Below are 21,882 nucleotides of genomic sequence, written 5' to 3'. Positions count from 1 at the left end.
TCGGGACCTCCCGAGAACGTCGGTGAATCGCATGATTCGGACGCTACTCAGGACGGGTACCCGTCGAAATACGTTGCAACTGCCTAGTTATGCGTTATCGATCCGGCGAAGTTGCGAATATTGCGGACAATGCGCTCGTCCGCGAACCGTTCACCGATCGGCGGTCAAACGGTCCAGCAGACAGCTCAGCGCGAACCGCACCGTCTGCTCGAGCACCTCTTCCGGCTCACCGTCGAATTCGGCCCGGCAGGCGGTGACGGCGGTCTCGGAGGCGGTGGCGAACCAGACCGTGCCGGGCGGTTCGCCGTCACTCGGTTCGGGCCCACCGACACCGGTAACCGCCACCGAATAGCTCGCGCCGAGCAGCTTGCGCACGTTGGCCGCCAACGCTTCGGCCGCCGGCCGCGACACCACGGGGACATCGGGCATATCCAGGACGGTGCGTTTGACCTCCGGGCTGTAGGCGACGACCCCGCCGCGGAACCACTGTCCCGCATCCGGTGCCGCGCCGAGGGCGGAGGCGATCTTGCCCGAGGTGAGCGATTCCGCCACCGCGATCGTCGAACCGGCCGCCGCGGCCAGCTCGGCGATCCGCTCGGCGGCACCTTCGGTCATCGCCCCGCCTCCCGGGCGGCCACGGTGTCCTCCCTCATTCCGCTCCCCGTTCCGTGCCGTCGTCGCCGCTCTCGCGGTACGCCTGCAGCGCGGTGTCGAGTTCGCGTTGCAGCCGTTGCACTTCCGCCTCGTCTCCGGCATCGGACGCAGTGGTGATGTCCTGGCGAAGCTGGGCGATGACGTCGTGTGAAACCACGGGAACCTCCTCCGGCACGGAACGGGTGAACGGTCGGGAAGCTAGCTGCCCTGCTGGTGAGACCGCTGACGCGCCTCGTCGACGTTGGCCTCGGCCCGGGCCTTCTCGGCCTGAGCTTCCTTCTCGGCCGCCTCGCGCTGCGATTCGGCCTTGTCCTGCTGGGCCCGGCCCTCCGACTCGAGGTCGTTGTTGCCGGTGACGATGCCCGCCGCCTCCTTGGCCTTCCCCTTCACATCCTCGACGACGCCCTTGATTCCTTCACGCGGGCCACTGTTGTGGTCGGACACGGAGTCCCCTTCCGTCGCAATTTCCTGACATGCAACGACCTACCCAGCGCAGCGGCGCTCAATCGGACGATTACCCGCTCACGGCTCGGGCCAGGCGGGGCAACTGCCGCAGCGGGTTGTGGTGCTCGACCTCCATCCGCTGGTCGGCGTCGAAAATGTCGCCGAGACCGGGCGCCGGATCGTGGCTGCCCGACTGTGGCAGAGTCAACGCGCTGAACGGCCAATCCGAACCGAAGACGATGTGCTCACGGCCCATCACCGCGGTGGCACTCGCCATCGCGGCGGCCGAGCCGCTCAGCGCGGTGTCGACGTAGAAGGTCGAGATCTGTCGCTGGATGTCGAGCACGGAGGGTTTCGGTAGGTCCTGCGGCCACAACTGCCCCAGCACGGTCTGAGAGGCCACGCTGATCCGGTGCGACAAGAACGGCACCGTGCCGCCCGCGTGGGCCAACTGGAAGCGAATGTTCGGATATCGCTGGGTGACACCGGTGACCATCATCATGGTCGCCGCGCGGGTGGTGTCGAAGGTGAACTCTTCCAGGAAATCCGGTAGCGGCAGTGTGGGTTTGGCGCCGTCGGGAATCGCCGCGGGGTGGACGAAAACGTAGGCGTTGCGCTGGTTCAGCGCGGCCATCAACGGCTCGAATCGCGGATCCCCCAGGTACACGCCGTTGTAGGCGGACAGCAGGATCACCCCGTCGAGATACAGTTCGTCGAGGGCGTAGATCGCCTCCGCGATCGAGGCGGGGATATCGGGCATCGGCAGGACCGCGAAGGCGCCGAACCGCGTCGGATTCGATCGGAACAGGCCGGCGGCATAGGTGTTGCAGTAGCGCGCCATGTCGTTGGCCTCCTTCCCGCTCAGGAAGGACACACCCGGGTCGGACACCGAAAGTGCTTGTGCCTGAATGCCGTAGTAGTCCATGAAGGCCAGCGCCTGATCCGGCGACCACTCCGGTGTCGGGTAACCGCCGATGGTGAGGTGGCCGTGTTCGATCAGGGCGGCACGGTAGTCCGGGGGCAGGAAATGCGCGTGCAGATCGATGCGGTAGGTGCCGGAGGGCGCGGGCCGCTGGTCGCGCACCGGTGCCGCCTGCGCGGCGGGCAACACCGCCGCCGCGGCCGCGGCCACGCCGAGAGTACCGGCGACGGCCGTACCCAGTGCGCGACGACGGCTCATCGCGGAGATGAGGCGAGCGGCGTTCATGGATTCTCACTTTCCGAATCGGCTCTGATCGGTCGCGGGTCGAGCGCGGGCGACTTCGCTCTCGACGGTTGCGAAAGATCCTGTCCGAGAAGCGTTCCGCGGTGTCCTTCCGAGAAAGGCCGTCAACGCCACCGGCAGGTATTGATCAAATCATCAGATACGATCGGCCGCGCTGTCAAGAGTAAATGATGATATCATCAGAAATTGCCCACCGACCATGGACGACCCGATGGGCATGAGAATCCGGGCTCGACACTGGGGACGACGGCGCGGGTCCCGCCTCATCCGGCCTTGCGCACGGAGGTCGATTCCGCGTCCACCCGCCCGCTCGTCGTCGGCATCCTCGGCGTCGCACGCATCGTCGCGGGCCTGCCGGCCACCGTCTGGGGCCGGCGCAGCGTGTACGCCGTGACGGCAGTCCTCCTCGTCGCGTCGGCGGGCCTGGTCCTGATGCTTCTGCCGGCCGAGGCCCGCGCGGGCCGCCCCGGCTATCGGCAGGTGCTGCGCGGCTCGCGGTCCCTGTTCGGTGACCGGCGTCTGTTCTCGCGCGGACTGAACGCGTTCTTCCTGTTCGCCTCCTTCGGCACGCTGTGGAGCGGCCTGGCGTTGCCTCTCGCGGCCTCCGTCGGTTCGGCGTTCGGCGCGGCCGCCACGACCGCCGCGTATTCGGCCGCCGGCTGGACCGGGTCCAGCATTGCCGGCGCCGCCTTCGCGGTCGGCGGCTTCGCGGTATGGGCGATCACGGACGGCCGCCGGCGACCGGCCGACCGGCGTCCGAGGCGCTCGATCACGCCCGCCACGGAGCCGGGACACGATGTGGTGCAGACGCTCCCAGAGTGATCAGGAATCGAGAAGCGCCGGTCGTGCGATCGCCGATAACGTCTTCGACATGAACATCACCACTGCTCAGAGCACCATCGCATCGGTCATCCTGGAGACCCCGGACCCGGCTGCCGCCGCGGCCTTCTACGAGGCCGCGTTCGGACTCGGCGACCGGCTGCGGGTCCGCAAGTCGGACGCGGAGACCACCGGCTTCCGCGGATACATCCTCTCCCTCGTGGTGTCCCAGCCGAGCACCGTCGACAGCCTCATCAGCTCCGCGGTCGCGGCGGGCGCCACGACGGTCAAGCCGGCCAAGAAGAGTTTCTGGGGGTACGGCGGCGTCGTGCAGGCCCCCGACGGCGCGGTCTGGAAGATCGCCACCTCGGCGAAGAAGGACACCGGCCCGGCCACCCGCGAGATCGACGATTTCGTTCTGCTGCTCGGGGTCGAGAGTGTGAAGGCGACCAAACAGTTCTACGTCGAGCGCGGCTTGACCGTGGCCAAGAGCTTCGGCGGTAAGTACGCGGAGTTCGAGTCGCCGGCCGGGTCGGTCAAGCTCGCGCTCTACGGCCGCAAGGCCGCCGCCAAGGACGCGGGTGTCCCGGCGGAGGGCTCCGGGTCGCATCGCATCGCCGTCACCGGCCCCCTCGGTTCCTTCACCGATCCCGACGGATTCGTGTGGGAGGTCGAGGCCTGAGCCGGGTGGCCCGGCCGGAATCAGGCCGCCCGCAACGGAACTCGCAACGATTTGCGCAGCGACGACGGGCCGACCAGGGGAAGCAGCACGGCGAGGAGCTTCCCCTTGAACGCCCGCGGCGTCCGGGTCAGTTCGACGTCGACACGGCTGCCCTCCGGGGCAGGTGTGGCACGGAAGACCCACCCACCACCGGCGCCGAAGAGTTTGGAATCCCGGGTGGTCACGGTCACCGTGTCGCCCGCCGGGTCCCACTCGTAGCGGGCGCGCTCCCAGGCCGCCTCCGTCCCCTCGGTGACCTCGGCCCACCCCTCGCCCTGCTCGTGCACGACGAAGTGCTCGGCATCGATCGTCGGCCACACCTGCGGCCGGGACGGGCCGAAGTCGGTGAGCACACCCACGACCTCGGCGGGGCTCAGCGTGGAGATGAGATGAAAACGGACCGTGGTCATGGAAACTCCTCGAAACCGGTAGGGCCGCCGGCCGCGGGTTCGCGGTGCCGGACACTCATCGAGCATCGCCGCTGCCGGTGCCGCTACGAATCCGTCGGATGACGCTGCGGTGACGTAATCTCCATGACCTCCATCAGCTGGTTCGCGAACTCTTCGGCCTCGGTGCGCACTCCGTTGTGTGCCCCGGGGAACTCGACCACCTCGAGTCCGAGCCGGGCCGCGATCTCGACCGCGGGCCGATAGGGCAGGCACCCGCGCGTTTCGCGGCCGACCGCGATCACCAGACGGTCCGACACCGCGGCCAGCGCACTGTAATCCGGTGTGTACGAAGTGAATTCACGCAACTCGTGTTCGATCATGAGCGGGCCGTTGGCGGCGAGGCGGGCCCACATCTGCGCGGCACGCTCCGACAACCGCGCAACCTGCGGCGCCGGTTTCATCGCGGGACCGATGCCCGCGAGGAATCTCGCGCCGGCTGCGGCGACGCCCTCGGCGTGGAGCAGGGCATAGACCTCCTCGACCATCGCGAGGTGCCGGTCGGCGTCCGGCAGGACGGCGAAGCAGGGTGGTTCGTGCGCGACCAGTCGGCGCACCCGGTCGGGATGTCTCGCCAGCACGTCGAGTCCGACGATCGCGCCGTTGCTGGTTCCGCAGACGAACGCCGGCTCATCGGACAGATGTGCGAGCAGCCGGGCCACGTCGTCCGCCTGCACCGCCACCTGCTGATCCTCGGGCCCGTGGGCGAGCACGCTGCGCGAACAGCCGCGTGGATCCAGCGCCACGACGGTGAAACGGCGCCCGAGCACCTCGGCCATCTCGTCGAAGACGCCCGCGTCGCCGCCGCCACCGGGGATCAGCAACAGCAGCGGCCCGTCGCCGCGCAGTTCGTAGTACAGCGTGGCGCCGGGGACGGTCAGTGTGTCGGATCTCATTGCGCTACTTCCTCTTCGGTGCCGGACGGCCACTGCGACAGGGCGCGATGCAGGGCCTCGAGAATGCGGTGCCAGCTGGCGTCGATCGCCCGGGAGTGCGCGAATCCGCCGGCCGCCTCCAGGGTGGCGAAACCGTGAAATGTGCTGCGCAGCAAGCGTCCCGCGTCGGTCGCCCCGGGTTCGCTCAATCCGTATCCGCGCAACAGCGCCGCGGTGAGCTCGATACCGCGCAGCAGGGCCGGCTCTCCGGCGACCTCCTCGGGATCCATACGGATCTGCGTTGCCGCGTACCGGCCCGGATGGTCGAGGGCGTAGGAGCGGTAGGCGTCGGCGAACGCGAACAACGCCTCGCGCCCGGAGCGCCCCGCCACCGCCGCGCCGATCCGCTCGTTCATCTCCGCCCCGGCCAGCAATCCCACCTGCACCTGCAGATCCCGCAGGTTCCGGACGTGGGTGTACAGGCTCGGATCCTTCACCCCGAACCTGCGGGCCACCGCGGACAGGGTGACGTGGGCGAATCCGACTTCGTCGGCGAGTTCCGCTGCGGCGCGGGCGATTCGCTGCCTGGACAATCCCGCACGGGGGGACATGTACCACTCCTAACCTAGTCTACTTAGGATGTAACCTAAGCATATTAGGATCGGCGCGGCCACATAATTTTCGCCCCGATGTCGAGGGCGATGGATGTCTAATCAGGAGTCGTCCGCGACGGACGCGGCCGCACCGGCAGGCTGTGTGACCACACCCCGGTTGCTGCCGGTCGTGGGCGCCGAAGCGGCCCACGACCTCGCGGCGATGTTCAAGGCACTCGCCGACCCCGTCCGTTTGCGGGTGTTGTCGGCCATCGCGGCGCGCGCCGGCGGGGAAGCATGTGTCTGCGACGTCTCCGACGGCCTCGACGTCACCCAGCCCACCGTCTCCCATCACCTGAAGGTGCTGCGCGAGGCCGGTCTGGTCACCAGTGAGCGCCGCGCCTCCTGGGTGTACTACCGGGTGATTCCCGAAGCGCTGCAGCGCCTTTCGGATCTGCTCGCCGATCAGGCCGGGCTGGGAGTGCACACGTGACCACGACCGAAGAGACCGCGGTCGTCGCCAAGCTGTCGATTCTCGACCGCTTCCTGCCGGTCTGGATCGGCGTGGCGATGGCCGCGGGGCTGCTGCTCGGGCGCCTCGTTCCCGGACTGGGTGACACCCTGTCGGCGGTGCAGGTCGACGGAATCTCGCTGCCCATCGCGATCGGCCTGCTGATCATGATGTATCCGGTGCTGGCGAAGGTCCGCTACGACCGGCTCGGCACCGTCACCGGCGACCGGCGCATGCTGCTCGCCTCGCTGCTGCTGAACTGGGTGGCCGGGCCCGCGCTGATGTTCACCCTCGCGTGGCTGCTGCTGCCGGATTTGCCCGAGTACCGGACCGGGCTCATCATCGTCGGCCTCGCCCGATGTATCGCGATGGTGATCATCTGGAACGATCTGGCCTGTGGCGACCGCGAAGCGGCCGCCGTGCTGGTGGCGTTGAATTCGATCTTCCAGGTCGTCATGTTCGCCGCCCTCGGCTGGTTCTATCTCTCGATCCTGCCCGGATGGCTGGGGCTCGAGCGAACCACGATCGACACCTCGCCGTGGCAGATCGCGAAATCGGTGCTGATCTTCCTCGGCATCCCGCTCATCGCCGGCTATCTCACGCGGCAGCTGGGCGAGCGGGCGCGCGGCCGGCAGTGGTACGAGGGGCGGCTGCTGCCGCGGATCGGCCCGTGGGCGCTGTACGGATTGCTGTTCACGATCGTGATCCCGTTCGCCCTGCAAGGCAACCACATCACCGCCCGGCCCTGGGACGTCGCGCGGATCGCGGTACCGCTGCTGGCGTACTTCGCGATCATGTGGGGTGGCGGCTACCTCTTCGGGTGGGTGGCCGGCCTCAGTTACGCACGCACCACCACCCTCGCCTTCACCGCGGCGGGCAACAACTTCGAACTCGCCATCGCGGTCGCGATCGCCACCTACGGCGCCGCCTCCGGCCAGGCTCTCGCCGGCGTCGTCGGCCCGCTGATCGAAGTCCCGGTTCTCGTCGGCCTCGTCTACGTCTCCCTTGCCCTGCGTCACCGGTTCCCGGCCTCCTCCGACGCTCCCACACCCGCGAAAGGCCCTGCGCGACAATGAAACCAAGCGTTCTGTTCGTGTGCGTGCACAACGCCGGACGATCCCAGATGGCCCAGGGCTTTCTCACCCACCTCGCCGGTGACCGCATCGACGTCCGCTCCGCCGGCACCGAACCCGCCGACCGCATCAACCCGGTGGCGGCGCAGGCCATGCGCGAAGTCGGCATCGATATCACCGCCGGCACCCCGGCCGTCCTGACGCCGGCACCGTCCGCCTCAGCGACATCGTCATCACCATGGGCTGCGGCGACACCTGCCCGTACTTCCCCGGTGTCGACTACCGCGACTGGCAACTGGACGACCCGGCCGGGCGAGACATCGCGGCCGTGCGGCGCATCCGCGACGAAATCCGTTCTCGCGTGGAACAACTGATCGCCGAACTCGTGCCGACGTCGTGAGGCCACGCGCCCGCGACCGGGGTGCTCACGGTGCCAGCGATTGCGTGCCCAGCACGATCGCCAGGTCGAGACGGGCGGCGTCCTCGGTACCGGGCTCGGCGGTGTAGACGGAAATGCGCAGATCGTCGAGAGTGACGATCAGGGTGTCGCAGTCGAGGGTGATCAGGCCGACCGCCGGGTGGTCGATCGTCTTCCGCCTCGACGGGTCCGGCGCGGGCGGTGGCGTCTCGGAGTTCCAGAGGTCGGTGAACGTCGAACCCGCCGCGCCGAGGTCGGTGATGAGGCGCCGCAGGGTGCGGTCGGCGGGATAGCGGGAGGCGGTCAGGCGCAGGTCGGCCACGAGCCGGGCTTCGTGCTCCGCCTGCTCCCGCTCGGAGTGCACGACCCGGGTCGGCATGCGAGTGATGTTGCGCCACACCGCATTGCGCTCCACGCCGCGCCACGCGGTGGTGTCGCCCATCAGCGCGTTGTACGGCGCGTTGGCCATCACCAGCGTCCAGCTCGCGTCGTAGACGACGACCGGCGTGTGCGACAACCGGTCGAGCAGTCGTTGCACGCTCGCGGTGATCCGCGAGGGCACGACGTCCGGGCCCGGTGCGGCATGCCCGGCCAACCGGTAGAGCAGGTCACGTTCGGCATCCGTCAGGCGCAGCGCCCGGGCCAGTGCCTCCACCACCTGCGCCGACGGCGCGGTCGCGCGCCCCTGTTCCAGGCGGGTGAGGTAGTCGGCGGAGATGCCGGCGAGCGCGGCCAGTTCCTCCCGGCGCAATCCTGCGGCCCGGCGCCGGGACCCCGCAGGCACGCCGACGGCCTCGGGCGCCACCCGGTCGCGCCAGCGGCGCACCGTCCGGCCGAATTCCCACGCTTCCACGTACTCCAGTCTGCGCGAGCGCGCGCCGGCTTGTCCTGGCCCTGGCAGTCCTACGACAACCGGACGACTGCCTACGGCCCGGCCCGGTCGGCACGCTGGGGACATGACCGAAACCGGAACTGTTCTCATCACCGGCCCGACCCGCAACCTGGGCCGCGCCACCACGCTGGCGATGGCCGGCCGCCCGGTCGGACAACCTCCCGACCTCCTTCTGGTCGGCCGCGCCGGGCCGGATCTGACCGCGATCGCCGACGAGGCCCGTGCGCGCGGCGCCGGGGTCCGCGAAATCGGTTGCGATCTGGCCGATCTCACCGATGTCCGCGCCGCCGCGACGACCGTGCGCGAACTTCTCTCCTCCGGTGCCGTGCGATCACTGCGCGCACTGATCGCCAATGCCGGCATCATGTCCGCCGACACCCGGCAAGCCACGCCCGACGGTTACGAGACGACCTTCGCCGTCAACTACCTCGCCCACGCCCAGCTCATCGGCGATCTACTCGACGTGTTCACCGCCCCGGCGCGGATCGTTCTGCTCGGTTCGAACACCTATCACGCCAACTTCTGGCGCAGGCTGCTCCATGTCGCCGAGGCCGAATGGGCCGATCCGCTCGATCTCGCTCGCCCGGCCACCGGCGAGCGGGCGCCGGGCATGACCGCATCGGGGGTCGCGTACTCCAACGCCAAGCTGGCGATTCTGTACTACGCCCACGAACTGCAGCGCCACGCCGGCCCCGAAATCAACGTCTCGGTCTTCGAACCGGGCTGGATGCCGGGTACCGCGCTCGGCCGCGGCGCTCCTGCGCCGGTGCAAGCGATCGGCCGCGCTATCGGCCGGCTCCCCGGCGTCTCGACCCCGCAACGCTCGGGACCGCTCCTGGCCTCGATGGCCCTCGACGAGAAGTGGGCACACTTGCGCGACGGCGCCTTCGTGGTGAAGACCGCGCTCACCGAGGTGCAGCCGGTCGCCCACGACCGTGACCGCGAGCGCCGCCTGTGGGAGGCGACCACCGAGCTGCTCGAGCGCGTGCGGGCATAGGCGGCAATCCCCGCTCGATGGCGGGAAACACGTGGTGGCAGGGGTTTCATGGCGGATTCACACGGGCGCGGCGCGGGTACCTGCCGGGCCGCACCCCGGTCGGTAGGTTGGCCGTCATGCGTACCGACGAGGATTCCTGGGATATCAACACCTGTGTCGGATCCACGGCATTGTTCGTCGCGGCCGCTCGCGCCCTGGGCGGCCGCGCGGACGACGCTCCGGCTCGGGACCCGCTCGCCGAGCTGTTCGTCTCGGCCGCGGGCGGCGAGTGGGCGGATCTGATGGCGGGACGACTGCCTGAACATCCCTTGCTGACAACCGATTTCGGCATCCCGTTCCAGCAGCATCAGCTCTTCCGCACCCGCTATTTCGACGACTACCTGGAGGCCGCGGTGTCGTCGGGAATCCGGCAGGTGGTGGTGCTCGCGGCGGGCCTGGACGCACGCGCCTATCGACTGCCGTGGCTGGCGGGCTGCACCGTCTACGAACTGGATCGGCCGCGGGTACTCGAGTACAAGCGCGCGACGCTCGCGCAGGCCGGGCGCGAACCGATCGCGGATCGCCGGGAGGTGGCGGTCGATCTGCGCGGCGATTGGCCGAAAGCCCTGCGCGACAGCGGCTTCGACTCCGACCGGCCGACCGCGTGGTTGATCGAGGGGCTGCTGATCTACCTCACACCCGCCGCCCAGGACCGGCTGTTCGATACGGTTCACTCGCTCAGCGCACCCGGCAGCCGGGCCGCCGTCGAACAGATGGATCCCCTGCCCGCCGAGGCCGCCGAAGCCCTGGCAGCAGACGGAGCATCCGGCTCGGAATGGGTGAAGTTGATCTACAACGAGCCGCGCAGCGAGGCCACCGCCTGGTTCACCGACCGCGGATGGAGCGGTGAGCGCGTCTACCTTCCCGACTACATTCGCAGCCTCGGCCACACCCCGGCGGGCCCCGACGGCCGCCAGCAGTCACTGATCAATCTGGCGACCGTCACCCGGCCGTGAGCCGTGTGCGGCAATCGGATTCGCCCACCGAGCCGCTGTCGCACTCCTACCCCCGGTATCCGCTCAGGTTGTACACCGTGACGTTGCCGAGGTGCTGAGCCGGGAAGGTGGCGGTGACCCAGGCGGTGATGTCGGCATGCTGATTGCGGCCGAAACCGCCCGGGCCGCCGCTGTTCTCGGTGGTGTCCGGCTGCGGCTGCCCCGGCGTGCTTCCCGGTGCCGTCTGCTCCCGGCCCCGGCTCGTGGTCGCACCCTCGGCGCGCCCGGTCGTGCCCGGATTCCGGTCGCCGGGCGCGGCCTGCTCCCGCACATCCGCCGGACCTTGGTTGCGACCGTCGGCCTGAACGACGTAGTAGGCGATCTTCCCGTCCTTCACGTCGGCCTGGAACTGCGCCGACGTCGGCACCGGGTCACTGCCGGAGAACCCGCCGATCGCCATCACAGGCCTGCCGCTTTCCAGTTCGAGCGCGGCGGCCGCGGACGAACCGTTGGTCGCCGCCGCCCAGGTCGCGGTCGTCGCCTTCAGCATCGCCGAGAGCTGCGGATCCGGACGCGTCCGACCGAAGTCGCCACGCCCGCCGGCCTGCGCCGGGCCGACGGTCGGTCCGCCGCCGGAGTGCGCGGTGGCGACGGTCGCGAACGAGTAGGCCGCACCGCCCGCCAGAGCACCGATCAGCCCGATCGTCAGGACGACGGCGGCGAGTCGGCGAGACACGGCGTAGGTCCGGGGCAACACCAGTACGACCGCTGCGGCGATCGTCACCACCGCGATCGTCCAGCGCAGCTCCGGATACCAGCCGCTGTTGCGGTGCAGCAGAACGACACTCCACACGCCCGTCACCACCAGCAGTGCGGCCGTGCCGAATCGGCCGAAAGCCGTGTGCCGCCAGACCGGCCCGCTCGACGGCTCTGCCGCCGAATCCGGGAGCGGCGCCGGGTTTCGCGGGCTCGGGCGGTACCACCGGCGAATTCTCGAGGAGTGATGTAGTCACGGTGCCTATTCAGCCCGCGCAGCTCCACAGCTACCTGTGAGCGAGCAGTGAGGTTGCGATGAACGCCTAGCGGGCCGGCTTCTGCCCCGCGGCCGCGACCGCCCGGCGCCGGGGACGCTCACCGGGCACGAGCAGCGCGAGGACGGCGACCACCACCGCACCGCCGAACAGGTACAACCCCCACGTGCCGGTGAGCAGATGCTGGTAGTCGTCGCGCAGCTGTCTGTCGAACCGCTGATCCAATCGCCAAGCCGGTACCGCGATCGCCGCGATTCCGGCCAGCACCGCCAGCCATCCCAGGAGGCGCGAGCCGAACAGCCCCGCCAACAGCATCACCAGAGCGACGAGCAGCAACACCACCGTGTAGGACGCGCGCAGCTGCGTCGCCTGGGCCTGCACCCCGTCCAGCGGGATTCCGGTCGCGAAGCCGTCGCGGATATCGACGAGCCGGATGTGGCGGGCCTGCACAACTCCGACGAACGGCCCGAACGCTCCGACCGCCATCACGACCCCACAGGCGAACAGCACCAGATGGACGACAGCGCGCATACGTCCACGGTATTCCGGGCGGCGCCGCAATGCACCGACCCCGGCGCGATCGTCGTCGTGTCGCGACCGGACACGCCGATAATTCAGACGCCAGTGGTCGATCCCGGGCGTACGACCATCAGCACCGCGACGATCGCCCACAGCAGGTTGAAGATTCCGGCCGACATGGCCAGGCGCGCGGCCGTGGCATCGACGCGGCCGGCTGCCACGGTCGTGAGCGCGGCGCGTTGGTCGGGCAGGATCATCGTGCCCAGGATCGCGGCGGCGGCAGCGGTGAGGGCGATCGACGTGATCAGCCATCCCGTGCCGAGTACACCCAGGGCGGCGCCGGTGGCCAGCCCGAAGATCGGAACCGCGAGCCCGACGGCCGCGTATACCCGGCAAATGCGGTGCAGTACTTGAAGATTCGCGTTCATGTCGGCCGATCCGGCGGCCCGGCGCAGGGCTGGGGGAAACATACTGGCAGCGACGGCAACCGGGCCGATCGCGATCACCGCGGCCAGAACATGCAGCGACAGCAGCACTTTCGTCACCGGATGTGCTCCGCTCCACCGCGGCGCACGCCGGTGACCTTCGACGCGGGCAGGCGTCCCGCCTTGGCGGTGCCGGTGAGCGCGTCGCCCTCGACGGTCACCGCGAAGGCGAGATTCAGGCGCATCGGTTTCCTGACGGCCTGATTCCAGGTGAGCCGATCACCGTCGAGCACGATGTCGTGCAGCGAAACCCGTTCGCCCGCACCGCTTGCCGTGCCGGCGAGGGTGCCGTTCTCGCGATGGATATCGAGTTCGACGGCAATCCTGCCGATCGGGGTGGAGATGGACAGATCCCAAATGCCTTCGGCGGACATGACGCAGTTGTTCCTCGGATGTGTCGTGGGTGAGCAGGTCGGATCAGACGGTGACGGGAACGGGGCCCTGGCGACGCCAGACGATGCCGCGGCGTTCGTGCGCGAACAGCCGCTCGACCGCGTGCGCGATGCGCGGCCCGACCTCGCGTTCGAGCAGATGGAGCCCGAGGTCGAGCCCGGAGGTGACGCCGGCGCCGGTGACGAGATCGCCGTCGTCGACCACTCGCGCGTCCACGGCCTCCACGCCCGTTGCCTCGAGCAGATCCAGTCCCAGATGATGGGTGGTCGCCGGACGCCCCTCCACCAGCCCGGCCATGGCGAGAATCAACGACCCGCCGCAGACGGCGGCGACCGTGATCCGCGGATTCGCCATCGCCGCGCGGAGCAGCTCGGGCAGTCCGGTGGTCAGCGTGCGGCCGAGCAGAACCGGGATCGATTCGTCGCGACGCCACTCGCCGGCGGCCCCGGCATCCTGATCCGGCATCTCCCCCGGCTCGCCGATACGGCCCGAGGCACCGGGGACCAGCACCACACCGGGCCGCGCCGGATCGAGCGCCGCGGTGGCGCGCAAGGTCAGGCCGCCGGTGCCACTCACCACCTCCCGCGGCCCTTCCGCCGAGACCAGTTCGACGCTCACGGCACCGTCGGATGCGGTCCCGCCGGCATAGAGCACCTCGTAGGGGGCGATGACGTCCAGCGGATCGAACCCGTCGAACAGGACGATCTGAGCATGCATGGGAATCCCTTCGAATCCGCCCGGCCGCCCGGGCACGGCCTGACGGTATTCGGGAGGGTACGCGGTTCCCAGTGGCGTTTTCGACAGGTTTCGACGGGAAAACGACATACCTCGAAAAAGTCGCTATCACCTGGGAGAAGAGGGCGATGTCCGGAGCATCATGGCGAACATCACAGGTGGCGACGAGGTATGTTCCGGCCATGCACACCGTCGCCGTCCTCGCCCTGGAAGGGGTCGTCTCGTTCGACCTCGCCGCCCCGATCGAGGCCTTCACCCGGACCCGGCTGCCCGACGGCCGCCCCGGCTATCAGGTCCGGGTCTGCGCGGAACAACCCGAGGTCGACGCCGGTGCCTTCAGCTTGCGTGCTCCCTGGGGGCTGGCCGGACTCGAGGACGCCGACACCATCATGGTGCCCGGCACCGCGAACCCGGCCGCACCGATTTCGCCCGCCGTCCGGGACGCGCTGCGTAGCGCGGCCGCGCACGGCACGCGCATCGCCTCGATCTGCTCGGGCACCTTCCCGCTCGCCGCCACCGGACTGCTCGACGGGCTGCGCGCCACCACGCACTGGATCGCCGCCGCCGAGCTGGCGGCCGCGTATCCGGCGATCGAGGTGGACCCGGATGTGCTCTACGTCGACAACGGCCAGATCCTCACCTCGGCCGGCGCCGCCGCGGCCCTGGACCTGTGCCTGCACATGATCCGCCGCGACTACGGTTCGGCGGTGGCCGCGGACACCGCCCGGCTCTCGGTGATGCCGTTGGAACGCGAAGGCGGACAAGCCCAATTCATCGTCCACGGCTTCGCGCCCACGCCGCGCGGCTCCGATCTCGAGCCGCTGCTGAACTGGCTCGAGACCAACCTCGCGGCCGACGTGACCCTCGACGAGATCGCCGCGCGCGCCGGAGTCAGCACCCGCACCCTCCTTCGCCGCTTCCGCGAGCACACCGGCACCACGCCCCTGCAGTGGCTGCATCGCGCCCGCATCCGCCGCGCCCAGCATCTGCTGGAATCCACCACCCATTCGGTCGAACGCATCGGCGCCCAGGTCGGATTCGGTTCGCCCACCGCCTTCCGCGAGCGGTTCAAACGCACCACCGGAGTCAGTCCGCACAGCTATCGCCGCAGCTTCAGCTGATCTTCAGCTCACGGTCGCCGCCCCGGCAACTCATTGCTCACGCACAGCTCACACCCAGCCTCGGTCCGCATGCTGGCCTTTCAGAGAGGGCCGACGCGCGTCGGCACAGCACCGAACGAGCAGGTGACCGATATGGGAACGTCACATCCGAACCGCCGCGTGGGCCGGACAGCGGCCGGGGTACTCCTGGCCGTCGGCGCCGTCGGCACCACGACGGCGGCGGTCGTCGCATACGCCGACAACCAGTCCGCCGCGACCACCAACACCAGCATCACCGACAACACCGGCAGCGCGAGCACCGGCAGCGCGAGCACCGATCAGTCCTCCGGCACCGCGGGCACCGTGCCCCAGCTGAGCCCCGGCCAGGGCACCGCGCACGCGCGTTCGAGCGGCTCATGACCTCGACACACGCGGCGGAGACCGCCGCAGCCGAATGGGAGCTGTGGAGCACCACCGCTCGCCTCGTCGTCACCGATCCGGCCGCCCTGGCCGGGGCGCGCCGCCTCGTCGACGCTCACCTGGATCGAGTCGACAACGCCTGCAACCGTTTTCGCGCCGATTCCGAAATCGGCATGCTGACGCCCGGCCGCCCGGTCACCGTCAGCGCGTTGTTCGACGAATATCTCGACGCGGCCCTGACCGTCGCTCGCGACACCGACGGCGACGTCGATCCGACGGTCGGCGCCGACCTCGACAACCTCGGCTACGACCGCGATTTCACGCAGATCACCGCCGGGCCGGCGGTCGTCCCGCTGAGCGTCACCCGGCGACCCGACTGGTCGCAGGTGATCCGGTCGCCGCGGTCGGTGACGCTGCCCGCCGGCGTGCGGCTCGACTTCGGCGCGACGGCGAAGGCACTGGCCGCCGACCGGTGTGCGCGCACGGTTGCCGAGGAACTCGACTGCGGCGTACTGGTGAGCCTGGGCGGCGACATCGCCACCGCCGGGCCCGCTCCCGACGGGCACTGGCAGGTGCTCGTCCAGGACGATGCGACCCAGCCCGCCGCCCTCGTCCGACTGCCCGCGGGTGCGGCGATCGCCACCTCGAGTACGGTGCGACGGCGCTGGATTCGCGGGGGACGGCCGCTGCACCACATCCTCGATCCCCGCACCGGGTGTGCCGCGGAGCCGGTCTGGCGCACGGTGTCGGTGGCCGCCGACTCCTGCCTCGCGGCCAATGCGGCCGCCACCGCCGCGGTCGTGCGCGGGCGTGCGGCACTGCCGTGGCTGCGTTCCGCCGGGCTGCCGGCCCGGCTGGTGGACCGGCACGGGCGAGTCCTCACCCTCGGCGGCTGGCCTGACGAGCCGGACGGAATTCGATGAATACCTCTGCGTTCGACCAGGCATTGTGGGCGTTCGGCCGGGCCGGCGGGATCACGGCACTGATTCTGCTGACCGTCGCGGCCGTCGCCGGGATCGCCGCGCGCTCCGGGCGGGCCGTCCTGCTTCCCCGCGCCGGCCTCGCCGAATTCCACCGCGGCGCGGCACTGTCGGCGACGGCATTCGTCGCGCTGCACGTGCTGGCGATGCTCCTCGATCCGTACGCCCAGTTGCGGCTGCTGACGGTGGTGGTGCCGTTCACCGGCGGCTATCGGCCGCTGTGGGTGGGTTTCGGCACCCTGGCCGTCGACCTGATGGCCGTCGTCGTGATCACCGCGCTGCTGCGACATCGGCTGGGCCCCACCGTCTTCCGCCTGGTGCACTGGTCGGTGTACGCACTGTGGCCGGTGGCCCTGATCCACACGCTCGGATCGGGAAGTGACGTCGACCGGATCTGGATGCTCGTCCTCGTCGGCGCGTGCGTTCTCGTCGTCGCCACCGCCGGCGTCTGGCGGTTCAGCCGCGGTTTCACCGAATTCACCACAGTCCCCGAAAGGAGCCGGCGATGACGGCGACACTGACCGGAAATCCCGCGACTCCACCCGCCCCGGCCGACACCGACCGATTGCTGGCGGCCGGCGATTCCAGCCTTTCCGCGCATGCGGCGTGCTACGGCCCCGCCCGCGCGGTCGGCAGCGAGTTCATCGACGTGGTGGCTGCTGCCGGTCTCACCGGTCGCGGGGGCGCGGGCTTCCCGGTGGCGCGCAAACTCGCGGCGGTGGCCGACGGCCGGGGCGCCGTCGTGGTCGCCAACGGCGCCGAGGGCGAGCCGGCCAGCGACAAGGACGCGGTATTGCTCTGGCGCGCACCGCATCTGGTGCTCGACGGACTGTCCGTGGCGGCCGCCGCCGTGGGGGCGCGGCGATGCCACCTGTACGCACCGGAGCGGCTGCTCGACCCGATTCGGCACGCCCTCACCGAGCGGCAGTCCACCGGCTACGACACGCGGCGCGTGGATCTCACCCCGGCCGCCGACGGCTTCCTGGCCGGGGAGAAGAGCGCGGTTCTGGAGCGGCTGGCCGGTCGCGCACCGATACCGCGGGACAAGCCGGTCAGCACCTCTCGATCCGGGCTGAACGGCCGCCCGACGCTGGTGCAGAACGTGGAGACGCTCGCGCATCTGGCACTGCTGGCCCGATTCGGCCCGGCCTGGTTCCGCTCTGCCGGAACCCCCGACGAACCCGGCACCATGCTGGTCACCCTGTCCGGCACCACCGCATCCGGCGTCGTGGAGATCCCGATCGGCACCGGCCTGATCGAATTGATCCAGCGGTTCGGGCGCACCGATCCGGCCCAGGTCCAGGCGGTGCTGATCGGCGGATACCACGGCACCTGGCTGCCGGGCAGCGCACTGGCCGGCGCGGCAATGTCCCGAAACGCCCTGCGACACCGGCACGCATCGCCCGGCGCCGGGGTTGTACGCGTACTCCGCCACGACGAATGCGGGCTGCGGGTCACCGCGGACATCATCGCGTACCTCGCCGCCCAGAGCGCCGGACAGTGCGGGCCGTGCCGGAACGGATTACCGCAGCTGGCCCGCACCGTCGGCGATCTGGCGGCCCGCGGCCGCACCCGGCCCCAAGACGTCGCCCGCATCGCCGATCTGGTCGACGGTCGCGGCGCCTGCCACCACCCCGACGGGACCGCACGCCTGGCACGTTCGGCCCTGGCCGTCTTCGCCGAGGAAATCGCCCGCCACCGGCACGGTTCCTGCCGTGCCCGTTCCCGGGGAGCCGCGCTGTGACCGCACCCGATCGCCCCACCTGGCGCCTGCACATCGATTGGACTCGCTGCGACGGCCGCGGCCTGTGCAGCGAACTGCTGCCCCATGCCATCGCCCGCGACGACTGGGGCTTTCCGCTCACCCGCGACCACCGCGATCCGGTCCTCGACAGCGGTGCGGCCGCCGCGGCCCGCGACGCGGTGAGCCTGTGCCCGCGTCTGGCCCTGTCGCTGCGGCGGATCGGGTGAGCTGCGGCGGATCCGATGACCCGGGTTGAAGACGACCATCCCGGGTAAGGGCTCGGTATTGAATTACTGGTGATCGCCGGTTTGGTAGTCCTGGTCGCGGCGGTGGTGCTGTACCGCACGATCCACAATCACCGGTCGGGTCCGACGGAGCCGCCGGACAAAGAGGGCTACCTGCGGTGACGAGGCGCGCGGAACGACAGGAGGCTGGTTCGGTGACATCTCTGTGGCTCGATCGAACGCCCGTCTCGGTCCCGGTGACTCCGGATCCCGGCGGGGAGTACGACGTTGTGGTCGTCGGCGCCGGGCTCACCGGTCTGGTGACCGCGTTGCTCTTCGCGCGCGCCGGGAGCACGGTCGCGGTCCTCGAGGGCCGCACGATCGGCGCGGCCGCGACCGGCAACACCACCGGCAAGCTCAGCTTGCTGCAGGGCACCCACCTCTCGGCGATCACCGCGAAGCATTCGACGGCCACGGTGCGCAAATACGTCGACGCGAATCTGGAGGGCCAGCAATGGCTGCTGCGGTTCTGCGCCGAGAACGACATCGCCACCCAGCGCGCCGACGCGATCACCTACGCCGGTACCGAAGCCGGAACCGACTCGGTGCGCAAGGAATTTCGCGCCTGTGAGCGAGCCGGTCTCGACGTCGCGTGGTCCGACGACACCGCCCTGCCGTTCCCCACCTACGGCGCCGTGCGACTGGCGGACCAGGCGCAGTTCGATCCGATGGACGTCCTCGAGGGACTGACCCTGCAGGCCTGCCGGCACGGTGCGACGATCTTCGAACACACCCGCGTGCACGCCGTCCACGGCGATACGGTGTCGACCGACCGCGGCGATATCCGCGCCGGAACCGTCGTGCTGGCCACGGGCACACCGATTCTCGACCGCGGCGGGTACTTCGCGCGACTGGAGCCGCACCGCTCCTACGCGGCCGCGTTCCGGGTGCCCGGCGTATTCCCGCACGACATGTACCTGTCCGCCGACCAGCCCACGCGGTCGCTGCGGTACGCCCCGCACGACGGGGAGGATCTGCTGCTCGTCGGCGGCAGCGGGCACGTCGTCGGCCGCACCCGCTCGGAGAAGGCGCACGTCGCCGACATGTACACCTGGACGCGCACCCACTTTCCCGACGCCGAGCTGACCCACCGCTGGTCGGCCCAGGACTATTCGGCCATCGACGAACTGCCCTACGCCGGACCGCTGCTGCCGGGCAGCGATCACATCCTCGTCGCCAGCGGCTACGCGAAATGGGGAATGACCAATGCGGTGGCGGCGGGCCTCGCGCTGGCCGGCACCGTGCTCGGCGGCCATCAGCCGTGGGCGCAGGCGTATCGCACCTGGCGCGGCAGCGAAGTGACCGGGCTGGTGAAGGCCGCGTCGATGAATCTCCAAGTCGCACGGCATCTGACGACCGGCTGGCTGAGCGCGGCCTTCGGCGGTGGCGACACCCCCGCCGAGGGCGAGGGCAGGGTGGAGCGCCGCGGAATCCGGCCCGCCGGAGTCTGCACCGTCGACGGCATCACTTCGGCCGTCTCACCGATCTGCCCACACCTGCACGGCATCCTCAACTGGAACGACGCCGAGCGTTCGTGGGATTGCCCGCTGCACGGCTCGCGATTCACCCACGACGGAAAACTTCTGGAGGGACCGGCAACTCGCGATCTCGAACAGCTGTGACGGTCCGGCTACGCCGGACCCCTCACCGCCCTAGGGCGTCACGATGGCGAAGTCGGGGTCGGGCGCGTCGAGATATCCGACCAGTTCGATCAGCTTCGACACGTCGCCCTCGACGGTGACCGCGCCGTCGGCGATCAGCTGCCGCATATCCTTCGCACCGAGCAGGGCCGCGTGCAGATCGGCGTCGGACAGGGTGAATGTGGCGTCCGGGGTGGGCATATCCGTGCTCGCGTCGAAGTGGACGAGGACGCCGTTGCGCAGCTGGGTGCGGTGCACGAGATTCCGGTCGGAGACGTTCCAGTCGATGGTGATGGCGGCCGACCAGGCCTTGGGACCGTCGATCCGCAGCGCGATGGCGTCGAAAAGCTGTTCCACCGTGAGCGCGGCCGCGATGTCGGGTGCGTCCGAGGCGGTCGGTGTACCGACCGATCCGTGGCGCAATTCGTAGGCGCCCATCAGGAAGAAGTTCGCCAGGTACCGTTCTCCGCGCCGTAGCCGAGTTGTTCGAACGTGTCGGCCTGCAGCTCCCGCGCCTCGCGGTTGTCCGGTGCGGCGAAGATCACGTAGTTCAGAACCTGTGCGACCCAACGGAAATCGCCGGCGGCGAACGAGTCGCGCGCCTTGTTCAGCACCTGCTCGGCACCGCCCATGTAGTCGACGTGCCGCTTCGCCGATTCGGTCGGCGGATGCTCCCACAGGGTGGCCGGATTACCTTCGAACCATCCCATGTAGCGCTGGTATATCGCCTTCACGTTGTGGCTGACCGAACCGTAGTATCCGCGCGCATGCCAGGCCGCGGCGACGGCCGGGGGCAATGCGATGGTTTCGGCGATTTCGATACCGATGGCGCCCTTGTTCAATGCGCGCAATGTCTGGTCGTGCAGATATCCGTACAGATCACGTTGCAGCGCAAGGAATTCCGTGAGGTTCTCGGTGCCCCACGTCGGCCAGTGGTGCGAGGCGAACAGCACATCCGCCCGCGCAGCATAGCGATTGATCGACTCCGTCAGATATTTCGACCACACATGCGGATCGCGCACCAGGGCTCCGCGCAACGTCAGCAGATTGTGCAAGGTGTGCGTCGCGTTCTCCGCCATACACAATGCACGCCGGTCGGGAAAATAGAAATTCATCTCCGACGGCGCCTCGGTGCCCGGAGTCATCTGGAATTCGATGCGCACACCATCGACGACCTCGGTCTGCCCGGTGTGGGTGATGTCGATCGTGGGTGGGATCAGGGTCGGGGTTCCGGTCGAGGTCGTCGGCCCCAAACCGGCGCCGACCGCGCCCTTCGGGCCGCGCGCCAGGGCCGCGCCGTACATATAGGCGGCGCGCCGGCCCATGGCGGTGCCGGCGTAGACGTTCTCCTCGACCGCATGTTCCACGAATCCCGCCGGCGCCAGAATCGGGCAGCGGCCCGTCGCGACATCGTCCGCCGTGGTCACGCCTTTGACGCCGCCGAAGTGATCGATATGCGAATGCGAATAGATCACCCCCGTCACCGGCCGGTCACCGCGATGAGTGCGATAGAGCGCGAGGCCCGCGGCGGCGGTTTCCAGCGAGATCAACGGATCGATCACGATGACACCGGTATCGCCCTCGACCACGGTCATATTCGACAGATCGAGCCCGCGAATCTGATAGATCCCCTCGGTCACCTCGAACAAACCCTGAATGGCACACAATTTCGACTGCCGCCACAGGCTGGGATGCACGGTGGGCGGGCATTCCGCGTCGAGAAAGGAGTATCCGTCGCTGTCCCACACCACATCGCCCGCCGCATTCTCGACCACTCCGGGTTCCAGCGCCGCGATGAACCCGCGCCGCGCGTCCGCGAAATCCTGATCGTCCCCGAAGGGCAGCGCCCGGGTCGCCTCCTCGTTCTGTGTCCGCACATTGCCGGAAACGTCGCCCTGGCCGCTCATGG

25 protein-coding genes and 2 pseudogenes are annotated in these 21,882 nt (G+C 69.5%); 13 read left to right on the top strand and 14 right to left on the bottom strand.

Annotated elements, in window-relative coordinates; all coding sequences use genetic code 11:
- Nucleotides 1–150: 150 nt before the first annotated feature.
- The 4 genes from A5789_RS28320 to A5789_RS28305 all read right to left on the bottom strand — a co-directional run bounded on the left by A5789_RS28320 (nucleotide 151) and on the right by A5789_RS28305 (nucleotide 2,305).
- On the bottom strand, nucleotides 151–615 hold the full coding sequence (locus tag A5789_RS28320; RefSeq protein ID WP_064901266.1) for a CinA family protein: 465 nt from the start codon (nucleotides 613–615) through the stop codon (nucleotides 151–153).
- Nucleotides 616–649: 34 nt separating this feature from the next.
- The gene (locus A5789_RS28315) at nucleotides 650–811 is read right to left on the bottom strand and encodes a hypothetical protein (RefSeq protein ID WP_156055505.1); all 162 of its coding nucleotides are present in this window, start codon (nucleotides 809–811) and stop codon (nucleotides 650–652) included.
- A gap of 41 nt (nucleotides 812–852) precedes the next feature.
- Nucleotides 853–1,098: a CsbD family protein gene (locus tag A5789_RS28310; protein ID WP_030513798.1), complete on the bottom strand. Its 246-nt coding sequence runs from the start codon at nucleotides 1,096–1,098 to the stop codon at nucleotides 853–855.
- Nucleotides 1,099–1,168: 70 nt separating this feature from the next.
- Nucleotides 1,169–2,305: an amidohydrolase family protein gene (locus tag A5789_RS28305; RefSeq protein ID WP_104362704.1), complete on the bottom strand. Its 1,137-nt coding sequence runs from the start codon at nucleotides 2,303–2,305 to the stop codon at nucleotides 1,169–1,171.
- A 204-nt stretch (nucleotides 2,306–2,509) separates the two neighbouring features.
- On the opposite strand from A5789_RS28305, the gene A5789_RS28300 reads away from it, so the two are divergent.
- A complete protein-coding gene (locus A5789_RS28300; RefSeq protein WP_155525521.1) occupies nucleotides 2,510–3,145 on the top strand; it encodes a hypothetical protein in 636 nt (211 codons plus the stop codon).
- 49 nt (nucleotides 3,146–3,194) lie between these two features.
- A complete protein-coding gene (locus A5789_RS28295) occupies nucleotides 3,195–3,824 on the top strand; it encodes a hypothetical protein (protein WP_064901270.1) in 630 nt (209 codons plus the stop codon).
- A 20-nt stretch (nucleotides 3,825–3,844) separates the two neighbouring features.
- Here A5789_RS28295 and A5789_RS28290 read toward each other — a convergent pair whose 3' ends face one another.
- The 3 genes from A5789_RS28290 to A5789_RS28280 all read right to left on the bottom strand — a co-directional run bounded on the left by A5789_RS28290 (nucleotide 3,845) and on the right by A5789_RS28280 (nucleotide 5,795).
- Entirely contained in the window at nucleotides 3,845–4,273 is a 429-nt protein-coding gene (locus A5789_RS28290; RefSeq protein WP_064901272.1) for a hypothetical protein, read from the bottom strand.
- Nucleotides 4,274–4,356: 83 nt separating this feature from the next.
- On the bottom strand, nucleotides 4,357–5,205 hold the full coding sequence (locus A5789_RS28285; RefSeq protein WP_064901273.1) for an alpha/beta hydrolase: 849 nt from the start codon (nucleotides 5,203–5,205) through the stop codon (nucleotides 4,357–4,359).
- Nucleotides 5,202–5,795 carry a TetR/AcrR family transcriptional regulator gene (locus tag A5789_RS28280; protein WP_063012717.1) on the bottom strand — a complete coding sequence of 198 codons (594 nt, stop codon included), beginning with the start codon at nucleotides 5,793–5,795 and terminating at the stop codon, nucleotides 5,202–5,204. Before A5789_RS28280 ends, A5789_RS28285 begins: the two co-directional genes overlap by 4 nt.
- 94 nt (nucleotides 5,796–5,889) lie before the next feature.
- Here A5789_RS28280 and A5789_RS28275 point away from each other — a divergent pair, with 94 nt between their 5' ends.
- Entirely contained in the window at nucleotides 5,890–6,270 is a 381-nt protein-coding gene (locus A5789_RS28275) for a metalloregulator ArsR/SmtB family transcription factor (RefSeq protein WP_082941008.1), read from the top strand.
- Nucleotides 6,267–7,761, top strand: a pseudogene (gene arsB / locus A5789_RS28270) (ACR3 family arsenite efflux transporter). The gene A5789_RS28275 and the pseudogene arsB overlap by 4 nt, the downstream one beginning before the upstream one ends.
- 25 nt (nucleotides 7,762–7,786) lie before the next feature.
- On the opposite strand, the gene A5789_RS28260 reads toward arsB, so the two are convergent.
- Nucleotides 7,787–8,632 carry a helix-turn-helix transcriptional regulator gene (locus tag A5789_RS28260; protein WP_064901279.1) on the bottom strand — a complete coding sequence of 282 codons (846 nt, stop codon included), beginning with the start codon at nucleotides 8,630–8,632 and terminating at the stop codon, nucleotides 7,787–7,789.
- A gap of 103 nt (nucleotides 8,633–8,735) precedes the next feature.
- On the opposite strand from A5789_RS28260, the gene A5789_RS28255 reads away from it, so the two are divergent.
- Nucleotides 8,736–9,668, top strand: a complete 933-nt coding sequence (locus tag A5789_RS28255) for an SDR family NAD(P)-dependent oxidoreductase (RefSeq protein ID WP_064901281.1) — start codon at nucleotides 8,736–8,738, stop codon at nucleotides 9,666–9,668.
- A 116-nt stretch (nucleotides 9,669–9,784) separates the two neighbouring features.
- A complete protein-coding gene (locus A5789_RS28250; protein ID WP_064901282.1) occupies nucleotides 9,785–10,663 on the top strand; it encodes an SAM-dependent methyltransferase in 879 nt (292 codons plus the stop codon).
- Between the two features lie 46 nt (nucleotides 10,664–10,709).
- Here the strand turns inward: A5789_RS28250 and A5789_RS28245 are convergent, their stop codons facing one another.
- From A5789_RS28245 to A5789_RS28225, 5 genes are all read right to left on the bottom strand, one after another.
- Nucleotides 10,710–11,495 carry a hypothetical protein gene (locus A5789_RS28245; protein ID WP_155525520.1) on the bottom strand — a complete coding sequence of 262 codons (786 nt, stop codon included), beginning with the start codon at nucleotides 11,493–11,495 and terminating at the stop codon, nucleotides 10,710–10,712.
- A gap of 226 nt (nucleotides 11,496–11,721) precedes the next feature.
- Nucleotides 11,722–12,204 carry a hypothetical protein gene (locus tag A5789_RS28240; protein WP_064901286.1) on the bottom strand — a complete coding sequence of 161 codons (483 nt, stop codon included), beginning with the start codon at nucleotides 12,202–12,204 and terminating at the stop codon, nucleotides 11,722–11,724.
- A gap of 83 nt (nucleotides 12,205–12,287) precedes the next feature.
- Complete coding sequence (locus tag A5789_RS28235) at nucleotides 12,288–12,737, bottom strand: hypothetical protein (protein ID WP_064901288.1); 450 nt, start codon at nucleotides 12,735–12,737, stop codon at nucleotides 12,288–12,290.
- Nucleotides 12,734–13,051, bottom strand: coding sequence for a hypothetical protein (locus tag A5789_RS28230; protein ID WP_064901290.1), 318 nt, complete (start codon nucleotides 13,049–13,051; stop codon nucleotides 12,734–12,736). Before A5789_RS28230 ends, A5789_RS28235 begins: the two co-directional genes overlap by 4 nt.
- A gap of 43 nt (nucleotides 13,052–13,094) precedes the next feature.
- Nucleotides 13,095–13,787 (bottom strand): DJ-1/PfpI family protein, encoded by a 693-nt coding sequence (locus A5789_RS28225; protein ID WP_064901291.1) that lies wholly within the window; start codon nucleotides 13,785–13,787, stop codon nucleotides 13,095–13,097.
- 200 nt (nucleotides 13,788–13,987) lie between these two features.
- On the opposite strand from A5789_RS28225, the gene A5789_RS28220 reads away from it, so the two are divergent.
- The 7 genes from A5789_RS28220 (at nucleotide 13,988) to A5789_RS28190 (ending at nucleotide 19,955) form a co-directional block, all read left to right on the top strand.
- Nucleotides 13,988–14,926 carry a GlxA family transcriptional regulator gene (locus A5789_RS28220; RefSeq protein ID WP_063012742.1) on the top strand — a complete coding sequence of 313 codons (939 nt, stop codon included), beginning with the start codon at nucleotides 13,988–13,990 and terminating at the stop codon, nucleotides 14,924–14,926.
- A 132-nt stretch (nucleotides 14,927–15,058) separates the two neighbouring features.
- On the top strand, nucleotides 15,059–15,325 hold the full coding sequence (locus A5789_RS28215; protein WP_155525519.1) for a hypothetical protein: 267 nt from the start codon (nucleotides 15,059–15,061) through the stop codon (nucleotides 15,323–15,325).
- A complete protein-coding gene (locus tag A5789_RS28210; protein WP_063012746.1) occupies nucleotides 15,322–16,248 on the top strand; it encodes an FAD:protein FMN transferase in 927 nt (308 codons plus the stop codon). The genes A5789_RS28215 and A5789_RS28210 overlap by 4 nt, the downstream gene beginning before the upstream one ends.
- Nucleotides 16,245–16,814 (top strand): ferric reductase-like transmembrane domain-containing protein, encoded by a 570-nt coding sequence (locus A5789_RS28205; protein ID WP_064901295.1) that lies wholly within the window; start codon nucleotides 16,245–16,247, stop codon nucleotides 16,812–16,814. Before A5789_RS28210 ends, A5789_RS28205 begins: the two co-directional genes overlap by 4 nt.
- Nucleotides 16,811–18,049: an NADH-ubiquinone oxidoreductase-F iron-sulfur binding region domain-containing protein gene (locus tag A5789_RS28200; RefSeq protein ID WP_064901297.1), complete on the top strand. Its 1,239-nt coding sequence runs from the start codon at nucleotides 16,811–16,813 to the stop codon at nucleotides 18,047–18,049. The genes A5789_RS28205 and A5789_RS28200 overlap by 4 nt, the downstream gene beginning before the upstream one ends.
- Complete coding sequence (locus tag A5789_RS28195) at nucleotides 18,046–18,276, top strand: ferredoxin (RefSeq protein ID WP_063012752.1); 231 nt, start codon at nucleotides 18,046–18,048, stop codon at nucleotides 18,274–18,276. Before A5789_RS28200 ends, A5789_RS28195 begins: the two co-directional genes overlap by 4 nt.
- A gap of 212 nt (nucleotides 18,277–18,488) precedes the next feature.
- The gene (locus tag A5789_RS28190) at nucleotides 18,489–19,955 is read left to right on the top strand and encodes an FAD-dependent oxidoreductase (RefSeq protein WP_064901299.1); all 1,467 of its coding nucleotides are present in this window, start codon (nucleotides 18,489–18,491) and stop codon (nucleotides 19,953–19,955) included.
- Nucleotides 19,956–19,985: 30 nt separating this feature from the next.
- Here the strand turns inward: A5789_RS28190 and A5789_RS28185 are convergent.
- Nucleotides 19,986–21,880: pseudogene (locus A5789_RS28185) on the bottom strand (alkyl/aryl-sulfatase).
- Nucleotides 21,881–21,882 lie beyond the last annotated feature (2 nt).

The organism is Nocardia sp. 852002-51101_SCH5132738, assembly GCF_001665695.1.
In the GTDB taxonomy this organism is placed as follows: domain Bacteria; phylum Actinomycetota; class Actinomycetes; order Mycobacteriales; family Mycobacteriaceae; genus Nocardia; species Nocardia nova.
The sequence above is the reverse complement of the archived record's forward strand: the minus strand, read 5'-3'. Positions and strand labels throughout refer to the sequence as shown.